Source organism: Aerococcus viridans, from assembly GCF_001543285.1.
Taxonomy (GTDB): Bacteria; Bacillota; Bacilli; order Lactobacillales; family Aerococcaceae; genus Aerococcus; species Aerococcus viridans.
Genome location: NZ_CP014164.1, coordinates 1,006,533 through 1,025,714 on the forward strand (window position 1 = coordinate 1,006,533; position 19,182 = coordinate 1,025,714).

Annotated in this window: 19 protein-coding genes, 1 other RNA gene and 1 riboswitch; of the genes, 18 read left to right on the plus strand and 2 right to left on the minus strand. The window is 37.4% G+C overall.

What is annotated here, in order from left to right; translation table 11 throughout:
- Positions 1-21: 21 nt before the first annotated feature.
- From smpB to ssrA, 6 genes are all read left to right on the plus strand, one after another.
- Positions 22-495, plus strand: a complete 474-nt coding sequence (smpB, locus tag AWM76_RS04830) for an SsrA-binding protein SmpB (protein WP_003143103.1) — start codon at positions 22-24, stop codon at positions 493-495.
- A 242-nt stretch (positions 496-737) separates the two neighbouring features.
- On the plus strand, positions 738-2,708 hold the full coding sequence (locus AWM76_RS04835) for a fructose-bisphosphatase class III (protein WP_003143105.1): 1,971 nt from the start codon (positions 738-740) through the stop codon (positions 2,706-2,708).
- Between the two features lie 19 nt (positions 2,709-2,727).
- Positions 2,728-3,456, plus strand: a complete 729-nt coding sequence (locus AWM76_RS04840; protein ID WP_003143106.1) for a histidine phosphatase family protein — start codon at positions 2,728-2,730, stop codon at positions 3,454-3,456.
- A gap of 76 nt (positions 3,457-3,532) precedes the next feature.
- Entirely contained in the window at positions 3,533-4,303 is a 771-nt protein-coding gene (locus AWM76_RS04845) for an NRDE family protein (protein ID WP_003143107.1), read from the plus strand.
- 84 nt (positions 4,304-4,387) lie between these two features.
- On the plus strand, positions 4,388-5,152 hold the full coding sequence (locus AWM76_RS04850; protein WP_235585526.1) for an RNA-guided endonuclease InsQ/TnpB family protein: 765 nt from the start codon (positions 4,388-4,390) through the stop codon (positions 5,150-5,152).
- A gap of 333 nt (positions 5,153-5,485) precedes the next feature.
- Positions 5,486-5,850, plus strand: a transfer-messenger RNA (tmRNA) gene (gene ssrA, locus AWM76_RS04855).
- 410 nt (positions 5,851-6,260) lie between these two features.
- Here ssrA and AWM76_RS04860 read toward each other — a convergent pair.
- Positions 6,261-7,433: an IS256 family transposase gene (locus AWM76_RS04860; protein WP_060779349.1), complete on the minus strand. Its 1,173-nt coding sequence runs from the start codon at positions 7,431-7,433 to the stop codon at positions 6,261-6,263.
- 211 nt (positions 7,434-7,644) lie between these two features.
- On the opposite strand from AWM76_RS04860, the gene pxpB reads away from it, so the two are divergent.
- The 10 genes from pxpB (at position 7,645) to AWM76_RS04910 (ending at position 16,215) form a co-directional block, all read left to right on the plus strand.
- On the plus strand, positions 7,645-8,379 hold the full coding sequence (gene pxpB / locus AWM76_RS04865) for a 5-oxoprolinase subunit PxpB (RefSeq protein WP_003143909.1): 735 nt from the start codon (positions 7,645-7,647) through the stop codon (positions 8,377-8,379).
- On the plus strand, positions 8,380-9,372 hold the full coding sequence (locus tag AWM76_RS04870; protein WP_003143908.1) for a 5-oxoprolinase subunit C family protein: 993 nt from the start codon (positions 8,380-8,382) through the stop codon (positions 9,370-9,372). It begins immediately after the preceding gene.
- Between the two features lie 4 nt (positions 9,373-9,376).
- The gene (locus tag AWM76_RS04875; RefSeq protein ID WP_003143907.1) at positions 9,377-9,811 is read left to right on the plus strand and encodes an acetyl-CoA carboxylase biotin carboxyl carrier protein; all 435 of its coding nucleotides are present in this window, start codon (positions 9,377-9,379) and stop codon (positions 9,809-9,811) included.
- Positions 9,811-11,169 carry an acetyl-CoA carboxylase biotin carboxylase subunit gene (locus AWM76_RS04880; protein ID WP_039936090.1) on the plus strand — a complete coding sequence of 453 codons (1,359 nt, stop codon included), beginning with the start codon at positions 9,811-9,813 and terminating at the stop codon, positions 11,167-11,169. The genes AWM76_RS04875 and AWM76_RS04880 overlap by 1 nt, the downstream gene beginning before the upstream one ends.
- Positions 11,169-11,927, plus strand: coding sequence for a 5-oxoprolinase subunit PxpA (locus tag AWM76_RS04885; RefSeq protein ID WP_003143905.1), 759 nt, complete (start codon positions 11,169-11,171; stop codon positions 11,925-11,927). The genes AWM76_RS04880 and AWM76_RS04885 overlap by 1 nt, the downstream gene beginning before the upstream one ends.
- 22 nt (positions 11,928-11,949) lie before the next feature.
- Positions 11,950-13,182 carry an NRAMP family divalent metal transporter gene (locus tag AWM76_RS04890; protein ID WP_003143904.1) on the plus strand — a complete coding sequence of 411 codons (1,233 nt, stop codon included), beginning with the start codon at positions 11,950-11,952 and terminating at the stop codon, positions 13,180-13,182.
- Between the two features lie 26 nt (positions 13,183-13,208).
- Positions 13,209-13,979 (plus strand): IclR family transcriptional regulator, encoded by a 771-nt coding sequence (locus AWM76_RS04895; RefSeq protein WP_003143903.1) that lies wholly within the window; start codon positions 13,209-13,211, stop codon positions 13,977-13,979.
- 143 nt (positions 13,980-14,122) lie between these two features.
- Entirely contained in the window at positions 14,123-15,154 is a 1,032-nt protein-coding gene (locus AWM76_RS04900) for a M42 family metallopeptidase (RefSeq protein WP_003143902.1), read from the plus strand.
- Positions 15,155-15,326: 172 nt separating this feature from the next.
- On the plus strand, positions 15,327-15,941 hold the full coding sequence (locus AWM76_RS04905) for a 2-dehydropantoate 2-reductase N-terminal domain-containing protein (RefSeq protein ID WP_003143900.1): 615 nt from the start codon (positions 15,327-15,329) through the stop codon (positions 15,939-15,941).
- Positions 15,942-16,002: 61 nt separating this feature from the next.
- On the plus strand, positions 16,003-16,215 hold the full coding sequence (locus AWM76_RS04910; protein ID WP_060779350.1) for a helix-turn-helix domain-containing protein: 213 nt from the start codon (positions 16,003-16,005) through the stop codon (positions 16,213-16,215).
- 100 nt (positions 16,216-16,315) lie between these two features.
- Here AWM76_RS04910 and AWM76_RS10380 read toward each other — a convergent pair.
- Positions 16,316-17,529 (minus strand): IS3 family transposase gene (locus AWM76_RS10380; protein WP_235585498.1). Its coding sequence is split into 2 segments (ribosomal slippage): positions 16,316-17,244 and positions 17,244-17,529, totalling 1,215 coding nucleotides; the frame shifts between segments, so codons are not numbered across the junction.
- Between the two features lie 357 nt (positions 17,530-17,886).
- Here AWM76_RS10380 and AWM76_RS11215 point away from each other — a divergent pair.
- Positions 17,887-18,420 carry a CPBP family intramembrane glutamic endopeptidase gene (locus tag AWM76_RS11215; protein WP_420869280.1) on the plus strand — a complete coding sequence of 178 codons (534 nt, stop codon included), beginning with the start codon at positions 17,887-17,889 and terminating at the stop codon, positions 18,418-18,420.
- A gap of 194 nt (positions 18,421-18,614) precedes the next feature.
- On the plus strand, positions 18,615-18,839 hold the full coding sequence (locus AWM76_RS11220) for a DUF6448 family protein (protein ID WP_420869281.1): 225 nt from the start codon (positions 18,615-18,617) through the stop codon (positions 18,837-18,839).
- Positions 18,840-19,047: 208 nt separating this feature from the next.
- Positions 19,048-19,151: riboswitch (TPP riboswitch) on the plus strand.
- The last annotated feature ends 31 nt before the right edge of the window (positions 19,152-19,182 follow it).

Here is a 19,182-nt window from a genome sequence, read left to right on the forward strand (position 1 = left end):
GAACAGTTAGAAGGTGACTAAATGGCAAAAGGTAAGAAAGTGCAGAAAAATGACGATAACGTCGTTGCACGTAATCGAAAAGCCAATCATGATTTTACGATTTTAGATACAATCGAGTGTGGCGTAGTCCTAACGGGGACTGAAATTAAATCTGTCCGCCAATCACGCTTGAATTTAAAAGATGGGTTCGCAAGAATCGAACGCGGAGAAGTCTGGATGTACAATGTCCATATTTCCGAATTTGAGCAGGGGAACATGTTTAACCATGACCCACTACGCCCACGTAAACTTTTATTGAAGAAGGCTGAAATTAGTAAGTTACTAAAAGAGACACAAAGGGAAGGTCATACCCTAGTACCACTAAAAGTTTATATTAAACGCGGTTACGCAAAAGTGCTATTAGGCGTAGCTGAGGGTAAGAAAAAATATGATAAGCGTCGTGCTTTAAAAGAGAAAGATATGAAACGAGAAGCGCAACGAGCATTGAAAATTTAATCAGGAAGCATACCTATGTGAAAAACTGCAAAGTTTATGGGTATGCTTTTTTGCTATTTTGTCATTAGTTAATGATAGCAAGTTAATAGATTATTTAATATAATTAAAAAAGCAAATTAATAAGGACTTAAATAGCCAATTTTTTGAAAAAATCTCATGAATTTGTTAGAAATAGTAATATTGCAATTTTTATCTTCTGCGAGACATGGTATGATGGTTGAAAGAAAGTGAGTGAAGTAGTGATGGACTACAATGAACGTTATTTATTATTATTATCTGAGCAATTTCCAGATATTGCCTCAGTAACAACAGAAATCATTAATCTAGAAGCGATTATGGAATTACCTAAAGCCACAGAGCATTTTATTAGTGACCTCCACGGCGAGTATGATGCTGTTTCGCATGTGTTACGTAATGGGTCGGGGAATATTAAAGAAAAGATTCGAGAGGTATTCCAAAACCGGTTATCGACGAATGAAATGAACCAGTTGGCAACCCTTGTCTACTATCCAGAAGAGAAGCTAGACCGAGTGTTAGCGGATATTACAGATGTAGAGGAAGAGCATGAATTCTATACGTTAACAATTTCTAGAATGGTGGAGTTGGGACAATTTGTTGTGTCTAAATACACCCGTTCAAAAGTGCGCAAGGCTATGCCAAAAGACATGTCTTACATTCTTGAGGAGTTGTTATTTAAGGATTCTGTCTTGACCAACAAGGGGTCTTACTACTGGAATATCATTCAAAATGTAATCGAATTAGGGGCAGCAAACCGTCTAATTGAAGCCTTGTCTGAATTGATGCAGGAACTTGTTGTCGATCATTTACACGTTTTAGGGGACATCTATGACCGTGGGCCGTCACCTGATAAAATCATTGACTTGTTGGCTGCGCAGAAATCCATCGATATCCAATGGGGGAACCATGACGCCATTTGGATGGGGGCTGCTTCAGGGTCACGCGTCTTGATTGCCAATGTATTAAGGATTTGTGCCCGTTATGACAACTTAGAAATCATCGAGGATGGCTACGGTATTTCACTGAGACCCTTGGTGGCATTCGCGGAGGCGACATACCCGGATGACTCTATCGCAGAATTCATGCCTAAGATTGACGAATCAGTAGACCATTTTCCAGAAGAAGTGAAACAAATTGCCAAGATGCAGCAGGCAATCACGATTATTCAATTTAAATTAGAAGCGCAAGTCATTAAACGCCACCCTGAATTCCAAACCGACAACCGCCTATTCCTTGATAAATTAGACTTGGAAAAAGGGACTGTACTCGTTGGAGAGAAGGAATATGACTTGAAGAATACGACGTTCCCTACGGTAGACCCTGCAGATCCGTTCAAACTAACTGAAGATGAAGAATATGTGATGGGGAAATTGCAAGCTGGTTTCTTAAACTCTGACCGTCTGCAAAAGCATATTGCCTACCTATATAGTAAGGGGTCATTGTATAAAGTCTACAATGAGAACCTGTTATATCACGGTTGTATTCCGATGAATGAAGATATGTCATTTAAGGCGGTTGAAATTCACGGCCGTTCATATGCAGGACGGGCATTGTTGGATCAATTTGAGAAGGCTATGCGTCAAGCTTTTGCGGCTCAAGGACCAAATGAAGACGAAAACCCTGATTTGGATTACATGTGGTATATCTGGCAAGGGGAAGGGTCGTCCTTATTTGGAAAGACCAAGATGACGACGTTTGAGCGTTACTATATTGAGGATGCTGAAACACATCATGAGCCAAAAAATATTTACTATACTTTACGTAATGACAAAGAGTGTGCTGAATTGATTTTAAGCGAGTTTGGTATTCGCCCAGATCGAGGGCATATTGTAAACGGTCATACACCGGTTAAAGAGCGTAAGGGTGAAGACCCAGTTAAAGCAGACGGTAAACTCTTAGTGATTGACGGCGGTTTTTCAAAAGCTTATCAACCAACCACAGGCCTAGCAGGTTATACCTTACTATATAATTCGTTTGGTATGTTATTAGTGAGCCACCAGCCATTCTCTAGTATTGAGGATGCAGTGGAACATGAAACAGATATCGTATCTACACGTCGAATTATCGATAAAGAGCTAGAACGATTACAAGTGCGCCAAACCGATGTAGGGGTTAAACTGGAAGACCAAGTCGCCCAGTTAAAAAAATTACTTCATGCCTATAGAAATGGTACAATAAGACCAAGAGTAGTGTAATTTGAGGAGGAATTTATTCATGTCAAAAGGTGTGACGATTTACTTCATGCGTCATGGAGAAACGTATCTAAATTATTATGGACGTATGCAAGGGTGGGCTGATGCGCCACTAACGCCACGCGGAGAAGAGGATGTACGTAGCAGTGGTCGTGGATTGGCCGACGTAGAATTTTCAGCAGTATATACGAGTGATTTACAACGTACGGTAAAAACAGCAGAACTTATTCTAGACGAAAATAAGGCAACTGCTAAAGATATTGAAATTGAGAAACGTCCAGAGTTTAGAGAAGTCTTCTTTGGTTCTTTTGAAGGATTAGACGCAAGAGGTTTATGGGACAAAGTAACAGAGATTGCTACTGGTAAAGATGGTTCCTATACTGGCGCAACTTCAGATGAAAGTGTGCGCTTAGAATTGAACGCCTTCAAAGAAATGGATCCATACCATGATGCGGAAAACTTTATGGAATTTTGGATGCGCGTGGAATTAGGTTTGATCGATGTGATCACTAAACACAGAGAAACTGATCAAACGATTCTAATTGTGAGTCACGGGATGACTATCCGTAATATGATCCACGAATTAATCCCACAATTTGAAATTGATTCAATGCTAGATAATGCGAGTGTGTCCGTGGTTAAATATCAAGATGGTTTATATCATTTAGAAGCTTTTAATCAAACAGACCACTTTGCCCGTAAAGAAATCAATGATCAAGAAACAGATTTGGATCATTCAGATATCTCATAAACAATAAAAAGCATGACAGAATAGGCGAGTGCGTCTACTTTGTCATGCTTTTCTTTTAAGGATTGAGAGGTTACCTATGTGTTTAATTACTTTTTCTATTCAAACGGATACTGAATACCCTTTCGTTCTGACCGCAAACCGCGATGAGGCTTATTCAAGAGCGAGTTTACCTATTCATGAATGGGAAGAACCTGCTAACATTATTGGCGGCCGTGACTTGAAACAAGGCGGGACTTGGTTGGCCTTTTCTAAGGCGGGTAAATTTGCTGCGCTAACTAATTATCCCTTTGCAGACCGCCAAGTAGCTGACCCGATTAGCCGGGGGTTCCTGATTATGGATTACCTGGATTCGGAAATTAGTGCTAGTGACTATGTATCTAATTTACGTTACCATAGAGAACAGTTTGAAGGGTATCATCTACTAGTTGGTCGAATTCATCCTAAAATAGAACTCAAAATGTACAATAATGTAGATGATAGCTTGACTAATTATGCAGCAGGTATTCATTCAATATCTAACACCTACGATGATTTGTCAGCCTACCGGAAAAGTCAGTCGGTGAAAGATTTAACGCATTTAATGCAAGGTGAAATTGATTTAAATAAAATGCTAAAAAACTTTCAAAATACCGAGTCGAATCCCCGTTTAACAGATTTTCCTAGCTTTTTGACTCTAGATCAGGCCAAAAAGGCATCAGGCATTTTTATCGAAGGCCAAGGAGACTTTGGGACAGTTTCTACAACCGCTATCGCCTTGGATAAATCAGGAAAATTGTCCATGAAGGAGGTTCGTTATACGAGAGAACTTGGCCAAGAAGAGACAGAAATAATATACAATTTTGCTTAAATAAAACAATATGGAGACATGATTACTATTTTGCCAAAATTCCTCAATAAAATATAATTAAAGAATCATATATGGGGAAATGATATGGAGTCGATAGTTATGAACATGGGCGTTTGTGTTGGAGTAGCAATCGGAGCTGCGTTGGGTATAGCCATAGGTCAAATAGGGCGTTGGGTATCTGTGGGAATTGCTGCTGGACTTGTGGTCTGGTCAAGCGCTGACGTTATGCGGAGAGAAAAGCAAAAGACGATAAGATCAAAAACAGATTTAGGTGTAAGTGATTTAGCTATTACATCTGATGGTCAAAAATATCAAAGTCAGCGACTACATTTGTCTTATAAGAAGCAATTACATTATTGGGAAAAGCGAATGGCCCGTAGACGTTTACAAGCCAAAAAGAACGGTGTGAATTTAGTGGATGCGAAAAACTACCAGCAAGCCAAACGCCAAGTGGCCCGTATTCATCAACGTATCAAAAATATCCGCAAGGATTACATGCATAAAATCACAACCGATATGGTTAAAAGTTATGACGTTATCGTTCTAGAGGATTTAAAGACGACTAATATGATGAAAAATCATCAATTAGCCCGTTCAATCGCTGGCCAATCCTGGCGGATGTTTAGAACAATCCTAGAGGCAAAGTGCGAAATGTACGATAAGACATTTGTAGCTATTAATCCGCACAAGACATCCCAGAAATGTTCTAATTGCGGGAATGATAGCGTTAAAAAAGTGTTAAATATACGTCATTGGACTTGTATGAAGTGTAATATGCATCACGATAGAGATATCAACGCAGCTAAAAATATATTAAATATTGGCCTGGAACAGGCCTTAGTTAAATAGCTTAGACCGCTGTTTTGCTTTGAAATAAGTGGAACAAGTCATGAGTGTTCCTAGAAACACGCCATTTTAATGGCGTTGTAGTTCATCGCCAGTAACTTTACCGACTGCTTCATTTACTGAACCCTTAATTTTATCGAAAGTACCGTTATTTTCATTTGACATGATATCATCCTATTTCTTTAAATTATATAAATGTTATAACATATAAGTGTTTACGCTCAAATGAGAGCACTTATTAATTATAAAATACTCAAAAGCATCTAACCAGATTATAGTGACTCATATTTTTTGACATTCTTGTATAATTCGTGATATTATAAAGAGTACATTCACGGGGGTGTTATTGGATTCGACAGGCATAGCCCGGTGTATGACTACTGCTCGGAGGTTACGGCTTCGCAACAACGTTACCAGTTTAAATATAACTGACAAACAAGAAACAAACACTTTAGCTTTCGCTGCCTAATAACAGCTAGCTAAGATTCGCCCGGCGTCACCTATGCGTTGGTTCCGAGTCCTATTATAGTAGGTTACGTTCTAAGCTTCCGTCTGGAGCAAGGAAAAGAGATTAATCAGACTAGCAATCTAAGTGGTTTGTTTATTCACCATTAGTGCGCAAATTCGAGAATAAACTATAGTGGTAAAAGTTATACAACCGGAGTGTTTGGACAGGGGTTCAAATCCCCTCACCTCCACTATAGCTTTACTAAGCATTGCTAAGAGCTTTCAAACGCCGGTTTGAAGGCTCTTTTGCTTTTTACACTTTGCCAGCAAATGCTATAAACCATTACCAACCATTACCATTTCCATTACTACTTCAAAAATGGTAATGGTTTTTAGTTCTGGATTTTTAACGGCAGCTTTTACTATCTTCGTAGTATTTTCAATAAGAAAGATGTTATCGTAATCTACTACTATTAGTTTATTGTCATCAATAGAAACAACCTCTATATATTGAAGTAGAAAGGCATAGACTTCAACTTCTGTTTGTGAATATAAAAAAAGTCAAAGGGATATCCCTGATATATCGTTAATTGAGTTTTCAGATTGATGAATGAATCAAGTCCATAATCCTGTGTAAAATACTATACAATGTTTTACCGGTCTCTCATTGATCAAACTTAATATATTTTCTTGTAGAACTGAGCCATTCGTCATGAAGGTCCATAAGGACAGCTCCAATTAATCGATTGGCAGACGTTCGGTTGGGAAAAATCCGAATAATCTTTTCTCTTCTGCGGACTTCCTGGTTCAGTCGTTCAAGAAGGTTGGTGCTTTTTAGCCGATTGTGACCATTTCCGATAACCGTGTATTGAAAGGCATCTTCGAAGCCATTATCCAATGTTTCGCAAGCTTTTGTATATTTAGACTGGTCGATATATTCACCGATTAAGGCATTCTTAGCTGTTCGAGCGAGTTCAATATCCGTAAACTTAAAGATTGCTTTTACTGCTTCTCTAAACGGTTTTGAATTCTTTTTTGGAATGGAACTGAAGATGTTTCTTAAAAAATGGACCTGGCATCTCTGCCAACTTGCGTTGGTAAATGACTTACGAATTGCAGACACTAGGCCTTTATGGGCATCAGAAATGATGAGTTCTGTCCCCTGTAGACCGCGTTCTTTTAAGTATTCAAAGAAGATGGACCATGTGTCATCACTTTCTTCATTTTGGATCATGAAGCCAATGATTTCACGATCACTACCTTCTGTTATCCCAATCGCAATATGGCAGCTTTTAGAAAGCACTCGATGGTCCTCACGGACTTTTATGTAGAGAACATCCGTCATCAGATAAGGATAACTCGTACCTGAGAGTGAACGGTTCTGCCATTCGTTGACCATCGGGTCTAACTGCTCAGTCAGGCTAGAAACAAAAGATTTCGATACCGATTTTCCACATAGCTCTTCAACAATCTTTGAAACTTTACGTGTCGAAACGCCTGAAACATACATCTCAAGCATTGAAGCGAGCAGTGCCTTTTCATTTCGCTGATAACGCTCAAACACCGTCGGTGAAAATTCACCATCACGTGTTCTAGGCACTTTTAACTCGAGTGTGCCCACACGAGTCGTAAAGTCTCGCTCATAATAGCCATTTCTTTGACTCTGACGACTTTCTGAACGTTCATAATCATCGGCTTGAATATATTCTGTTCGTTGATTTTCCATCAATTGGTTGAAAACAGTGGTCAAAATATTTTTAGAAACTTCATCTTTTACCGAATGTTCAATAATACTTTGAACCTCTTCGTTGTTCAGTGTAAAATGTACTTGGGTCATGTAACGTCCTCCTAGGTATGTTTTTGTGGTTAAAAACATTGTACCGTAAAAGGGCTGTTACATGGCCTTTTATCTTTTACACAATTATATGGACTTTATCAATAGGTGTTTTTTTAATCTGTTTCTAATTTTCCGATTGACATCCAAGTATATATAATTGTATATTTACATTATAGTTATTTAGATTACAATGTAGTTATCAAGAAAGGTAGTGGACTATTTGGAAATTAAACAATACACAGAAGACTCGTTAACATTACTATTTGGTGATGTGATAAGTCCCGATATTAATAAAAAAATAGTCAATTTAAGAAAATATATCGACAGCTTAAAAATTAATGGAATAACAGAAATGATTATTTCATATACAAGATTGGTGATTTATTTTGATCCTTTAACATTAAATCAAAACATACTGATCGAAATCATTGAGCAGATTAATTTAGAAATAATCGATAATGAAGAATTCCCATATCGAGTTGTTGAAATCCCCGTTTGTTACGGTGGAGATTTTGGGCCGGATCTTTGGCGTTTTGAAGAAAAAGATCTAACAGTTGATGATGTGATTAAAAGACACACTGATAATGAATACTTAGTTTATATGTTAGGTTTTATGCCAGGGTTTGTTTATTTGGGTGGCTTAGATCCAGAAATTGCGATGGATCGATTAGAAACACCACGTACGCATATTGCGGCAGGCTCTGTCGGAATTGCTGGACAACAAACGGGTGTTTACCCATATGATTCACCAGGTGGATGGAATCTAATTGGTCGTACACCGATTCAGCTTTATGATACACGTCGGGGTGAGGATACGATTTTATATAATGCTGGGGATCGTATTAAGTTTTATAGCATTTCAAATGAAGAATTTAATGAAATACAAAAACAAGTTGAAACAGGTACATATCAAGTTTCAGTCATATTGAAAGGTGTGAATGATTAAATGGCATTTTACATACAAGAAGCAGGTATTTTATCCACCTTTCAAGATTTGGGCCGTTATGGTCATCAGTCGACAGGTATTTCACCAGCAGGCGTTTTAGATTACAAAAGTGCAATACTAGCAAACCAGTTAGTTGGCAATAACATTAATGAAGCGGTTATCGAAATGAATTTTACAGGAATTTCTTTTGATGTGATGAAGGATACGGTTATAAGTGTTGTCGGTGCTGAAATGCGTATCGATATAAATGGGCGACAATATACTGGTGGAAAAGCCATAAAACTCGCTAAAGGAGATCAGGTAAAATTTGGAAAAACTTTAAATGGTATCCGTTCATATTTAGCAGTTGCTGGAGGATTTCATCTAAAAAAAGAATTAGGTAGTTATTCGACTCACTTACGTACAGCAATGGGGGGTCATCAAGGTAGACCGCTTCAAAAGGGTGATTTGATAGCTTATAACGGAAAGAGTAATCATACATTTCCTTACTATTCAAATGAAAAAGTAGGAGATACCAGAACGATACGAATTATTACAGGTCCTAATTATGATGACTTAACGATAGAAGCTAAAGAATCATTAACTAAAACCCCTTATAAGATAACGCGGAGTAGTGATCGAATGGGTATCCGTTTAGAAGGAATAGCTTTAAAAACAACTGATGGCGTTCATGACATCCTCTCAGAACCAACCCAGCTTGGGAATATCCAAGTACCTAAAAATGGTCAACCGATTATTTTATTGAATGATCGACAGACCACAGGTGGATACAAGCGGATGGCTACCGTCGCAAAAATAGACTTACCTAAATTAGTACAAATACCACCAGAAGAAGAAATCTATTTTGAGTTAATCGAATTAGATGATGCAGTTTCACTATACAAAGATGAAATGAATAAATTATTGAACAATGACTATTTAAAGATTGATTCAGAACATAGTGATTACCGAAGAATTACTGCTGAAAAAGTTAAGACAATTTTAATGAGGTGAAAATATGAAAATGGATAATATAAAAGAATTAATCCAATTGATGAAAGATAATCATCTAAAAAGCTTAAAAGTAAAAGATGGGGATTTAGAAATTGAATTAGAAGCTCATTCTAATTATTCAAATAAAGTGGTTGAATCGAGCAGTTCTCCAGAAACAAACTTAGAGAAAAGTGTGCCCAAAGATTCAAAACTAATTGAAATTCGTTCAACACAAATTGGAACTTTCTATACTCAGCCGGATGAAGATAGTACAGATACATTTGTTAAAGTAGGCGATAAAGTAACAAGCGGGGATCAAATTGGACTAATCGAAATTATGAAGTTATTTAATGAGGTTCGTGTAGACCATTCAGGAGTGATAGAGGAGATTTTAGTCACAAATGGTGAGCTGGTTGAGTACGATCAAGTATTGATGCTGCTTAGAACAGAGGAGGAGTAATTGTGCCAAAAGTTCTTGTCGCCAACCGAGGTGAAATTGCTGTCCGAATTATTAGAACGCTAAAAGAGAAAAATATGAAAAGTGTGGCCATTTATAGTGTAGACGATAAAGACAGTTTACATGTTGCTTTAGCGGATGAAGCTTACTGTATTGGTCCAGCAAGTAGTTCGGAAAGTTATTTAAATATCGAACGGATTTTGTCCGCAGCTAAAATAAGCCAAGCAGATGCCATTCATCCGGGTTATGGTTTCTTAGCTGAAAATGAAACGTTTGTTCAACGATGTGAAGAAGAAGGCTTTAAATTTATTGGACCAAGCGGCAAATTAATTGGACTTATGGGGAATAAAGCAAAAGCTCGTGATACTGTTGGGAAAAATGGTTTACCGATTATACCAGGTAGCGAAGGCCCAATTAGAGATGCAAATGAAGGGTTAATCATTGCCAAAGAAATCGGTTATCCAGTGGTGGTAAAAGCTGTTTCTGGAGGTGGCGGTAAAGGAATGCGCTTAATTGAATCTGAAAAAGAATTTAAGCGATTATTTCATGAAGCTCGAAAAGAGGCAATGAGTTCATTCAATGATAGTCGTGTTTATCTTGAGCGTTTTATTACTGATGCTCGCCATATTGAAGTACAGATTTTGGGAGATGGAAAAGGACAAGCCGTTCATTTATTTGAAAGGGATTGTTCCATTCAAAATCATAATCAGAAAATTATAGAAGAAGCACCTGCAGTTATATTAGACGATTCTACAAGGACTTATATCACAGAATTAACGGCTAAAGTAATGGCAAATTTACATTATGAGAGTGCTGGTACAGTTGAATATTTATATGTTGAAAAGGAAAAAGCTTTTTATTTCATGGAAATGAATACACGAATCCAAGTAGAACATACTATTTCTGAGATGATTACTGGCATTGATATTGTGGAACAACAATTAGAAGTAGCCTTTAACGGACGCTTAACGGTTAATCAATCCGACATCCATATGAATGGTGTAGCAATCGAAGTTCGAATAAATGCTGAAAATCCTAGAAATAACTTTATGCCTTCACCAGGTAAAGTAGAATTACTGCACTTAAGTCAAGGGCATCATGTGCGAATAGATACACATTTATATCATGGATTTACAATATCACCACATTACGATGCGATGATTGCGAAAATAATCACCTATGGCCATAATCGATCAGCCGCTATTTCAAAAATGAGACGTGTTCTTAGCGAAACAGTCATAGGACCAGTAGAAACAAATTTAGATTTTCAAGCATATATTATGGATCATCCTAAATATCAGGCGAATGATCTCAATATTCACTTTTTAAAAAATAATCACATTATTGAAGGAGGAGACTAATGTATAAAGTTGATTTAAATGCTGATTTAGGCGAAAGCTATGGGAATTATACTATTGGAGATGATTCAGCAATTATTCCATTAATTTCTTCTGCTAATGTAGCTTGTGGTTTTCATGCTGGCGATCCGTTAGTTATGATGGATACACTTTTAAAAATAAAAGAAAGTGGCTCAACAGGTCTAGGAGCACATCCCAGTTATCCAGATCGACAAGGGTTTGGACGTCGTTACATGGATATGTCGAAAGATGAAGTTCGAGCATTTCTATTATACCAATTAGCTGCAATAGACGGATTAGCAAAGACTGTTGGTTTAACGTTAAATCATGTTAAACCACATGGCGCACTTTACAACCAAACATTTAAAGATATTGAACTAGCTGAAACCATCGCCCAAACAGTGAAAGAATTTAATCCTAACTTAAAATTAGTAGGATTAGCGAATAACCACTTAGTCAAAGCAGGAGAAGCAATTGGTTTAAATATTGTACACGAAGTTTTTGCTGACAGAGCTTATGAATCTGACGGTACATTAGTTGATCGCCGTAAAGAAGGTGCCATGATAACCGATACTAAACATGCAGTTGAACGTGTTATTCGTATGGTAAAAGAAGGAAAGGTAACCAGTATTGACGGTAAAGATATTTCCATCCAAGCAGATAGTATCTGTGTACATGGAGATGGAGAAAAAGCCCTTATTTTTGTTCGTGAAATTATAAAAGGATTAAAGGAAGATAATATTATGATTAACACATTTTAAAACTTGATTTGGAGGAACAAAAATGAATAATGACAAAACACTTTTAGAAACTGAAGCTGATAATAGAAAATTGAAAAGTAATCTATTAACAAGTATCTTTTTAATGATTACATCCGCAATTGGACCTGGATACTTAACTCAAACGGCAAATTTTACAGAGCAACTAGGTGCTAATTTTGCTTTTGCTATTATGTTAGCTATTGTAATTGCATTTGCAGCTCAAGTTAACGTATGGCGTGTATTATCTGTAACTGGAATGTATGCACAAGATTTATCGAATAAAGTTTTACCTGGATTAGGATATGTTGTTAGTTTCTTTATTGTATTAGGTGGATTAGCATTTAATATTGGTAACGTAGGTGGATCAGGTTTAGGTTTAAATGCTATTTTCGGTATAGACTACACAATTGGTGCTGTTATAACAGGAATTATTGCTATACTTATTTTTATCTCAAAAAACGGACAATCTTTAGTTGATCAATTTATTAAAATCCTTGGTGTAGTAATGCTAATATTAGCGCTATATGTAGCGGTTGTTACAAAACCACCAGTAGGAGAAGCATTGCAAAGTATGATTAGACCTCAAAATATTGAAAGTCTGATTTTACCTATAATTACATTAGTTGGAGGTACAGTTGGTGGGTATATTTCATTCTCTGGTGGTCATAAATTAATTGATGCAGGAATTACGGGTGTTAAAAATGCAAAAATTGCTTCGAATTCTGCAACATTTGCTATTTTAGGTTCTGGTGTAATGCGTTTGTTACTATTCTTTGTGTTTTTAGGTGTTGTTTCATCAGGCGTTGGATTAGATCCTAGTAACCCAGCAGCGTCAGGATTTGAAATTGCCTTAGGTCGTCCAGGTGAAATTATTTTTGGGATCATTCTTTTTTCTGCAGGAATTTCTTCAGTAATTGGTGCGGCTTATACAAGTGCATCATTCTTGAAAACATTTCATCCGTTATTAGAAAAATATAATAACTTAGTTATTATAGGTTTTATAGTGTTTTCAACAATAGTATATGCCTTTATTGGACAACCCGTTATGTTATTAATTTTAGCCGGATCATTAAATGGCTTAATTTTACCTCTCACTTTAGGTACAATACTAATAGGAGCTAACCGAAAAAATATCGTAGGGGATGATTACAAACATCCTATATGGTTAACTGTGTTAGGTGTTATTGCAGCTGTTGCTACATTATACTTAGGAATTCAGTCATTAAGTGGTATAACAGCTCTGTGGCAAGGTTAATTTAGCAAGAGTAAAGAGGGATAAAAGTGTCTGGAAGTTATAAAATTATACAATCATTAGCAAGAGCATTTTTAATTATTGATTGTTTTACAGAAGAAGTAAAAGAATTGACATTAAATGAAATTAGTGAAAAAGTTGATTTAAATATTAATACGACACGTGGATTGGTTCAAACTATGCTGCACTATAATTATTTATCTTACGACTTACAAGATAAACATTATCGATTAGGGTCAAACTTTTTAGAAAAAGTTGAGATAGCACAGTATGATTATACGGAAAAAATTATTGAAATGATTCGTGGTGATTTACAGCGTATAGCAGATCAGTATTTTGTTTCTACTCGATTTCATAGTGTTGAAAATTTGAGTATTACCACTTTAATTGAACGTAAACCTAGTCGTTCGCGTTATATGCTCAGCATTCATAACCAAACAGATTTTCCACTAACGGCGTCCGCTTCTGGAAAGTTAATTCTAGCGCATTTATCCGAAACCCATTTAAATCAAGTTTTAAGTAAGGTACGATGGGAAAAATATGGACAAGGTACAATTACAGATCCCAATATTTTAAAAAAACAACTAAAGGATGTTACAAAAAATAATGTTTCAATTGAACGAGATGAGCTTGGAGATGGCTATGCTAGTATTGCTGTTCCAATTTTTAGGGACGAACAGTTGGTTTATACAATCTCCGTTGTTTCAACAACTCAGTTAATTAATGATTCATATGATGCATTAATTCAGGAGTTAAGAGACATTCAAGAAACCATTCATAAACTAGCTGAATTTCAATGATAACATTTATTTCATATCAGTTGTAACGCCAAACTAAAACATTCCTTTAATAGGAGTGTTTTTTTGAGTTCTCTTTTTGAAATCAGCGTAAAATATGCTATCTTTTATCAAGAAGGTATATTACAAAGAAAGATGTGAAGTCGATGTTTCAAAAAGAACAAACACTGAATTTTTTAGAAGAATTACTAATTATTAATAGCCCAACTGGCTATACAAAAGATGCAATTGATTTTTTAAGAGAATCAATTGAAGAGCTAGGATTCAAAACTACAACTACACCAAAAGGAAACTTAATGGTAAAAGTTGAAGGACAAGATTCAACTATCACACGTGGATTAAGTGCTCACGTAGATACACTAGGATTAATGGTTCGTTCGATTAATGCTGATGGGACACTTGCCTTAACAAAGTTAGGTGGACCATTAACTCCAACTCTTGATGGTGAATATTGTGAAATCATTACTCGAGATGGTCAATTATATACTGGAACTATTCTATCTAAATCACCATCTATTCATGTTTTTAAAGATGCGGCAACTAAAGATCGTGACATTGATAGTTTAATGGTTAAGATTGACGAACGTGTCGAAAGTAAAGAAGATGTTCAAAAACTTGGAATTCAAAATGGTGATATTATTGCATACGAACCAAAAGTTATGATTACAGAATCTGGTTTTATTAAATCACGCTTCTTAGATGATAAAGCGTCAGTATCGGTCTTGGTATCTATTTTAACTTGGATAAAAGAAAACAATGTGACACCAACGACTAACTTAACGTTCATTTTTAGTACATATGAAGAAGTAGGACATGGTGCAGCTTGGATTCCAGAAAACATTACAGAGCTTCTAGCTGTTGACATGGGATGTATCGGTGATGATTTAGATTGTGATGAATATGACGTTTCAATCTGTGTGAAAGATTCATCTGGACCTTATGATTATGATTTAACGACTAAATTAGCTAACTATGCTAAACAAAAAGAGCTAAATTATGCTTTAGATATTTATCCAATGTATGGTAGTGATGCTTCTGCAGCTTTAGGTGGGGGAGCAAATATTCGTGCTGCTTTAATTGGACCAGGTGTATCAAGTAGTCACGGTATGGAAAGAACACACGTGGATGCACTAGAAAATACATTTAAATTAATTCAAGGATATGTTTCATCGTTTTAATAGTCTACAAACCTGTTGTTTGTTTCGATAAGAATAATGGGTTTGTATCTTTTTAATATCATTGATTAATCATTTCGTTTTAATATGATACTCGTTTAACGTAGACTAACTGTAGCCAACTATTCGATTGAAAGATTGTTTGATAGAACAACTAACTCATGGGGGGATACAAATGAATATAACCGTTTTAGGAGCAGGAAATACTGGACTAGCAATGGCAGCTCATGCTGTTGAACAAGGTAACCAAGTTACTTTATGGAATCGATTTGAAGAAGAAATTATTGATTTACTTCAAACAAATACGATCCACACAACTGGAGAAGTAGAGGGATCTTTTCAACTAGATTTAGTTACAACAGATATGAAAGATGCTCTGAGAGATCCAGAACTCATCTTGATAACCACACCATCTTTTGTTCACCGTTATTTTGCTGAAGAATTGGCAAAATACCTAACCAATGACTCGCTCATTTTATTGTGTCCTGGAAGAACCTATGGCGCATTAGAATTTGTAGAAGTATTCAAGACATTTAATCGTGAAACAAAACCCACTGTAGCTGAAACTCAAACAGCTATTTATACCTGTCGCAAAACAAGTGACGATTCCGTAGAAATCTTATCCATAAAATCAAATGTACTTTTTTCTGCACTGGATCATTCCATTAACCAATCGATTTATAACCAATTACCATCATATATAAAAGCGCAACTCGCTCCTGCAGATACAATAATTGAAACTTCAATTGGAAGTGTCGGCATGATTATGCATTGTTGTGTTTTGCAATAGAGAAGTACATAGTTGGAGGTGCGGACATAATCTTGGACAACTATAAGTCAGGAGAATGTCCATGTACTCTTACGAAGAAAGAATGAAAGCTGTAAAACTTTACATCAAATACGAACACTCTTTGGCGTCAGTCATTCATGAATTAGGCTATCCTTCTTCAAAAGCTTTATACAAATGGTTTAAGGAATATGAAGAGAATGGTGATCTTTCTAAGACTTCAAAAAGAAAACGTTGGAATGTCAACACATTATTGAACAGAAAATATAAAGTGTAAAAGATAATTAAGTTCACGTTCTTTTTGCCTCTCTCAACCGAATGGCGGAAGCCTTTCGTTCAATCGATCGGCTAATTAATGTAACAGTCTGTGTCCACGACTACAAGGGCAAGACCACCCTTTCCGTCCTGGCCTCATACTGTTTTGACTCAGTGGCCGACCGATAGACGAATGACTTATCTCTTCCATTTTCAGACTGTTCTTCTTCCCAAGTTTTACGATAGTCTATGGGAGATTCGTAGTTTAGTGCGCCATGCGGACGGAAATTATTCCACCAATGGACGTAGTCCATAAGTTGGACCTGCAGTTCATAGAGTGTATCGAATCGATTGTCGTAGACAAATTCAAACTTAAACGATTTATATGTCGATTCCGCTACGGCATTGTCATACGGATTTCCTTTTCTACTTAACGAGCGTTCAATGTCAAAGGTATCCAATAATTCATCGATCGTATGGTTATCAAATTCTTTTCCTCGATCGGTATGAAAAGTGTTCACCATATGTAGATCGCCCTTAACTGTCGCCAGGGCCTGCATGACTAAGTCAGCGGTCTTATGCGGTCCAGCGGAATAACCAATGATTTCACGATTAAATAAATCAAGGATAAAACATACATAAAACCACTTAGTAGCTACTTTGACGTAAGTCAAATCCGTGACGATCACTTTCATCGGCTCTTCTTGTGAGAACTCACGGTTCAGGATGTTTTCGATTCTAGCTTGATTAACACCGGTTCTCTGGGGTTTGTAAGACGGCCGGTTATATTTTGAGACGAGATGGAATTTTTTCATTATACGACCGATACGACGGCGAGAGACAGTAAAACCTCTCTTTTCAAGTACAGGTTTCAATTTCCGCGTGCCGAACGCATTATTACTTCTTGCGAATTCTTCAATGATTGCTTGTTCGAGTTCTGATTCACTTTCTTTCTTTTTGGCTTCATAATAATAAGATCCTCTGTTAATTTTGAGGGCACGGCACATCGCTGATATAGAATACTTATGTTTGTTTGCTTTGATTACTTCGACCTTCGCCCGAATATCAGCGCCGCTTGCTTTAAAATATCATTTTCCATTTCCAATTGAGCATTTCGCTTCTTTAAAGCTCTCAGTTCTTTTTGTTCAGGGGTCAGATTGTCCTGAGCTTTGAAAGAACCCGAGTCAGTATTCTCGCGGACCCAGCGGTCGAAAGTGGAAGGGGTTAGTTCATATTCTGAAATGATTTCATTTCTTGGTTTTCCTGCTTTGTGTAGGTCTACGATTTGATGTTTAAATTCATCTGAGTAACTGCGTCTCTTTCTGCGCGTTGACATGATAGATTCCTCCAGTGTGTTTCTTTTAGTATACACACCTTATCTTTTCTGTCCAACTCAGTGTAACCTATCCAAATTAAAGGAGAGATTTGAAAAGGGCGGCAAGATGTTTGAGCAGAAAAAGGAAGGTTAGGTAGTCAGCCCTTGCGTCTTTGAATGGGTTAGATTTTAAAAATGGGTGGTAGGGTGCTGGATAATTTTTGAATAGGTTGGTCTTGAGTAAGGGGAGATAGAAAGTAAAACAAGGGGAAGGGTTAGGGGGTAGCGAGTGAATGTTTTTTTGCTGACATTGCATGGAACAGACGAGGCCTATAGTCAGATCTTCCAGCCGCTCTTGAAGTGGCAGCTTCCACTCAAGTGGTATGTTGCCAGCCTCTTTCTTGTGCTTTTGCTGGCATTTCCCTCTATCCGTCAAGACGGGGGCCTAGCCCAAGCATTGAGCTCTCGACCAATAGGAGGAGCTGGCTGCTTTCCTTTGCCACCTACGTCGTTGCGGCTATCCCGGTGGAGGAAGTAGCCAGGCGGGGGTTCGCGCTCCTGCACCTGCAGAAGCGCTATAGCGCCTTTGTCGCGAGCATGATCATCGGTGTCCTCTGGGCAGTCTGGCATGCTCCGCTCCTGTTTAATTTGGACAATGTCATGTCCACGTATCCGCTGCTGCCTTGGTTTGTCGACGCGATGATGGACTCAGTTATTTATGTTTGGCTCTACAATTCCATAAAGGGGAGCGTCTTTCTCTTGGTTCTTTACCATGCCTTGTCTAATACTTTGGGAGGTTTCGCGGGCTGGTCCACTGCTACTGCGAGCATCGTAATCGCCGCCCTCCTGCTCCTTATCTACAAACCGGCCACCATCTCGGCGAATAGCCGAAAGTATAGCCTTTCGGATTAGAAAAACTACTATAAAAGCAATAACTTGATATTCTTCAATTTTTTTCCTCCTTCTTTTCTTATGATAGAACCATCAATTGATGATTAAAAAAAGAAAGAGGAATTGAATATGAGAAAGAACATAATGATGACAACAGGAGCCGTCTTGGCAGCCACAGGGGCACTGTTCCTAAATCCCCTGACGGCCAGCGCCCACTGCGAAACGATGGACGGACCAGTGATTGGCGATGCGCAAAAGCGCTCGCGGAGGAAAACTCTAGCTACATCGCGAAATGGGTATTGCCTGAACGGGAAGAAGACATTGAGGGTATCTTTGCTCAGGTGATGGAAGTGAGAGATGATAGCCCTGAGGCTCAGAAATTAGCCGATCAGTATCTCTTCGAGAATCTGGTCCGTATCCATTCAGAAATTTTTATCTAGCAGCCACCGAGGGTTCCAACTGGCCGAAGGCAAGCTGGAAGAAATGTTGCATGCCATGGCTATTGGCTAAAGAATGTTCTGCAGTCAGGAAGTCCATTTACACAGAATTATTGACACTCCCCTCGTTTTTCAATTCTAAAATAATAAAAAATGTTTAGTTTGCTATCGATTTTCTTTTCTAGTATACTGAATTAACAAAATTAAATAGTTATTTAATCCGGAGAGCCTTTTAAAGGAGGCTGAGAGTGCTAGAAGCAGATTCGTGAACCTGATCAACTTTATTGTTGCGTAGGAAGATTGTAATTTTTACTATACTCTTTTTCTGGATTATTAACTGGAAAAG